The organism is Stenotrophomonas sp. PS02289, assembly GCF_029960115.1.
In the GTDB taxonomy this organism is placed as follows: Bacteria; Pseudomonadota; Gammaproteobacteria; order Xanthomonadales; family Xanthomonadaceae; genus Stenotrophomonas.
In genome coordinates, this window is the sequence record NZ_JASCOZ010000289.1 from 1 (window position 1) to 2,934 (window position 2,934).

At 65.8% G+C, this 2,934-nt stretch carries 4 protein-coding genes; 3 read left to right on the plus strand and 1 reads right to left on the minus strand.

Features of this window, described 5'->3' with window-relative positions:
- Positions 1-205: 205 nt before the first annotated feature.
- Positions 206-613 (plus strand): 50S ribosomal protein L19, encoded by a 408-nt coding sequence (gene rplS, locus QMX83_RS21020; RefSeq protein WP_282298566.1) that lies wholly within the window; start codon positions 206-208, stop codon positions 611-613.
- Positions 614-674: 61 nt separating this feature from the next.
- On the opposite strand, the gene QMX83_RS21025 is transcribed toward rplS, so the two are convergent.
- The gene (locus QMX83_RS21025) at positions 675-2,138 is read right to left on the minus strand and encodes an MATE family efflux transporter (protein ID WP_282298567.1); all 1,464 of its coding nucleotides are present in this window, start codon (positions 2,136-2,138) and stop codon (positions 675-677) included.
- 64 nt (positions 2,139-2,202) lie between these two features.
- On the opposite strand from QMX83_RS21025, the gene QMX83_RS21690 reads away from it, so the two are divergent.
- Positions 2,203-2,424, plus strand: a complete 222-nt coding sequence (locus tag QMX83_RS21690; RefSeq protein ID WP_336618972.1) for a hypothetical protein — start codon at positions 2,203-2,205, stop codon at positions 2,422-2,424.
- Between the two features lie 9 nt (positions 2,425-2,433).
- The gene (locus QMX83_RS21035) at positions 2,434-2,841 is read left to right on the plus strand and encodes an RNA-binding S4 domain-containing protein (protein ID WP_282298569.1); all 408 of its coding nucleotides are present in this window, start codon (positions 2,434-2,436) and stop codon (positions 2,839-2,841) included.
- The last annotated feature ends 93 nt before the right edge of the window (positions 2,842-2,934 follow it).

The window sequence follows — 2,934 nt, forward strand, 5'->3', positions numbered from 1 at the left end:
GGCCCAGGCGGTCCGTGGGCCGGCCAACGGCCGGCGCTACCGGGTATAGCCATCGGTGACAAAAACAGAGTAGAATCGCGGATTCCCAAAGGGCTCATGACGCCCCTTGGTGGCTCCATACAAAAATACGTGCAGCGCAATCCGGTGACTGCATGAGCCCACGTTGTCGAACCGACACACCCACCCGAACATTTTCGGTGCACCCATGAGCAAGCTGAACAAATCCATCCTTTCGGACTTCGAATCCGCCCAGATCTCCCGCGAGCTGCCGAAGTTCAGCCAGGGTGACACCGTCGTCGTCAACGTGAAGGTGAAGGAAGGCAACCGTGAGCGCGTCCAGGCCTATGAAGGCGTGGTCATCGCGATCAAGAATGCCGGCCTGAACTCGGCCTTCACCGTCCGCAAGATCTCGCACGGCTACGGCGTCGAGCGCGTCTTCCAGACCCACAGCTCGATCATCGACTCGGTCGATGTGAAGCGTCGTGGTAAGGCCCGCGGTGCCAAGCTGTACTTCCTGCGTGGTCTGGAAGGCAAGGCTGCCCGCATCAAGGAAGATCTGGCTGCCGCTGCGCAGGCCAAGGCTGCCCGCCTGGCTGCCGAAAAGGCCCAGTAATTCCCGACAACGCAAGTTGTCCCGCAACGGCCACCTTCGGGTGGCCGTTTGCATTTTGGGGTCAGCGGCCCGCAACAGGATCCGGATCGTGGTCCGCCACCGGCGACGGCGGTTGTGCCGGCACTTCGGCCGGGGACGCCGCCACTTCCTCGCGATGGCTCGGCAGCATGCGCGCCTTGCGCCAGCCACCCCAGCGGTAATACGCCAGCGACAGCAGCATCGCGCACAGCGAACTGACCGGGAAACTCCACCACACCGCATCCGCGCCCAGGCGATCCTGCATCAGCTCGGCAAACGGCACGCGTATGCCCCACAGCGAGGCGGCCAGGATCAGCAGCGGCGGAATCACCGCGCCGGTGGAGCGCACCACGCCGGAAATGACGAAGCTCACGCCGAAGAACAGGAACGACCAGATCGCGATGTGGTTGAGATGCCGCGCCACATCCAGCGCTTCACTACCGCTGGGCAGGAACAGCGCCAGCGTATAGCGGTCGAGCAGGATCAGCGGCAGGATCAACACGCCGGTCAGCGCGAAATTGAACAGCACGCCGCTGCGTGCGGTACCGCGCACGCGATCCCAGCGCTGCGCGCCGACGTTCTGCGCCGCCATCGAAGAACAGGCTGCGCCAATGGCCATTGCCGGCATCTGCACATAGGTCCACAGCTGCAGCGAAGCGCCGTACGCGGCGGCGGTGTCGGTGCCGTAGTGATTGACCATGGTCATCATCATGATCATCGACAGCGAGATCAGCACCATCTGCAGGCCCATCGGCACGCCTTTGACCACCAGTGCGCGCAGGATCTCCAGGTTCACCTTGAACAGCGCCATGTCCTTGCGCCCCAGCCACAGCACGTGGCGCTTGTTGCGCATGTACCAGAGCAGGCCGATCAGCGAGAGCGTCTGTGCAATCAAAGTGGCCCACGCGGCACCGGCAATGCCCAGTTCCGGGAACGGCCCGAGGCCGAAGATCAGCAGTGGATTGAATACGATGTCCAGCAGCACCGACACCAGCAGGAAGCGGAACGGCGTGCGCGAGTCGCCCACGCCGCGCAGTGCCGAACTGAGGAAGGCGAATGCATACAGCGTCGGCATGGCCAGGAAGATGATGCGCAGGTAGGCCTCGGCCAGCGGCAGCGAGGCCGCTGGGGTTCCCATGGCGGCCAGCAGCGGGCGTGACAGCCACCAGCCGGCCACGGCGATCACCGCCGACAACCCGATGAAGAAGGTCGCGCTGGTGCCCATCACCCGCCGCGCCTGGGCGGTGTCCTTCGCGCCCATTGCCTGGCCGATGAGGATGGTCGCGGCCATGCCGATACCGAACACCGAGCCGATCAGGAAGAACATGATGTTGTTGGCGTTCGCGGTGGCGGTCAGGGCCGCCTCGCCGAGGAAGCGCCCGACCCAGATCGCATTCACCGACCCGTTCAGCGACTGGGCGATGTTGCCGGCCAGGATCGGCAGGGCGAACAACAGCAGGTTGCGCCCGATCGGGCCGGTGGTCAGGTCAAGCGGCGCTTTGGCCATGTGTGAAGGAGATCGAGCCGGGTCAGGCGCACACTAGCACTACGCCTGTCAGTGGGATATCGCGATGCGCCCGGCCCTGGTTGCCCTCTTGATTGCCCTGGCATTGACCGCATGTACCTCTACGGACCGCCTGCGCGACACCCAGGTGCGGCCCATGGACCGTCCTGAATGCCAGGTCGGCAGCCAGCGTCGCGATCTGGACGCCGGCGTGCCCACCCTGATCGGCGGCACCGGCTGCCGCAGCGACCCGAGCCGGCCCGTGCCGCTGAACAAACGAACGGAGTGATACGCCTCAATGACCGAAGTTTCCATGCCCGTGCCGAGCGTCCGTCTGGACGTATGGCTGTGGGCAGCCCGTTTCTTCAGAACCCGCAGCCTGGCCAAGCAGGCCATTGAAACCGGCAAGGTCGACGTGGCTGGCCAGCGCCCGAAGTCCTCGCGTGCGGTGCGGGTGGGCGAGCAGCTGCAGATCAGCCGCGGCGAAGAACGTTACGAGGTGGAAGTGCTGGGGCTGAGCGACCAGCGCGGACCCGCGCCGGTGGCGCAGCAGTTGTATGTGGAAAGCGAGGAATCGAAAGCGCGTCGCGCCGAGCAGCGCTCGCAACGGGTGGCGATGCGTGACGGGTTCCAGGCCCCGGAACATCGACCGGACAAGCGCGCGCGGCGATTGATCCGCGCGCTGGGCGACCTCGACGCGATGTAACGCCGGGCTCTGCTCGGCTGCCGACAATCTCCGACGCCTCGGTAGCGGCGGGGGGGGGGGGGGGGGGGGGCGCGGGGCCGGCGGGCGCCGCCC

Bases quoted from the DNA above. Each gene is read 5' to 3' on its own strand.
- QMX83_RS21025 (WP_282298567.1), bottom strand. From the start codon at position 2,138: ATGGCCAAAGCGCCGCTTGACCTGACCACCGGCCCGATCGGGCGCAAC.
- QMX83_RS21035 (WP_282298569.1), top strand. From the start codon at position 2,434: ATGACCGAAGTTTCCATGCCCGTGCCGAGCGTCCGTCTGGACGTATGG.
- QMX83_RS21690 (WP_336618972.1), top strand. From the start codon at position 2,203: ATGCGCCCGGCCCTGGTTGCCCTCTTGATTGCCCTGGCATTGACCGCA.
- rplS (WP_282298566.1), top strand. From the start codon at position 206: ATGAGCAAGCTGAACAAATCCATCCTTTCGGACTTCGAATCCGCCCAG.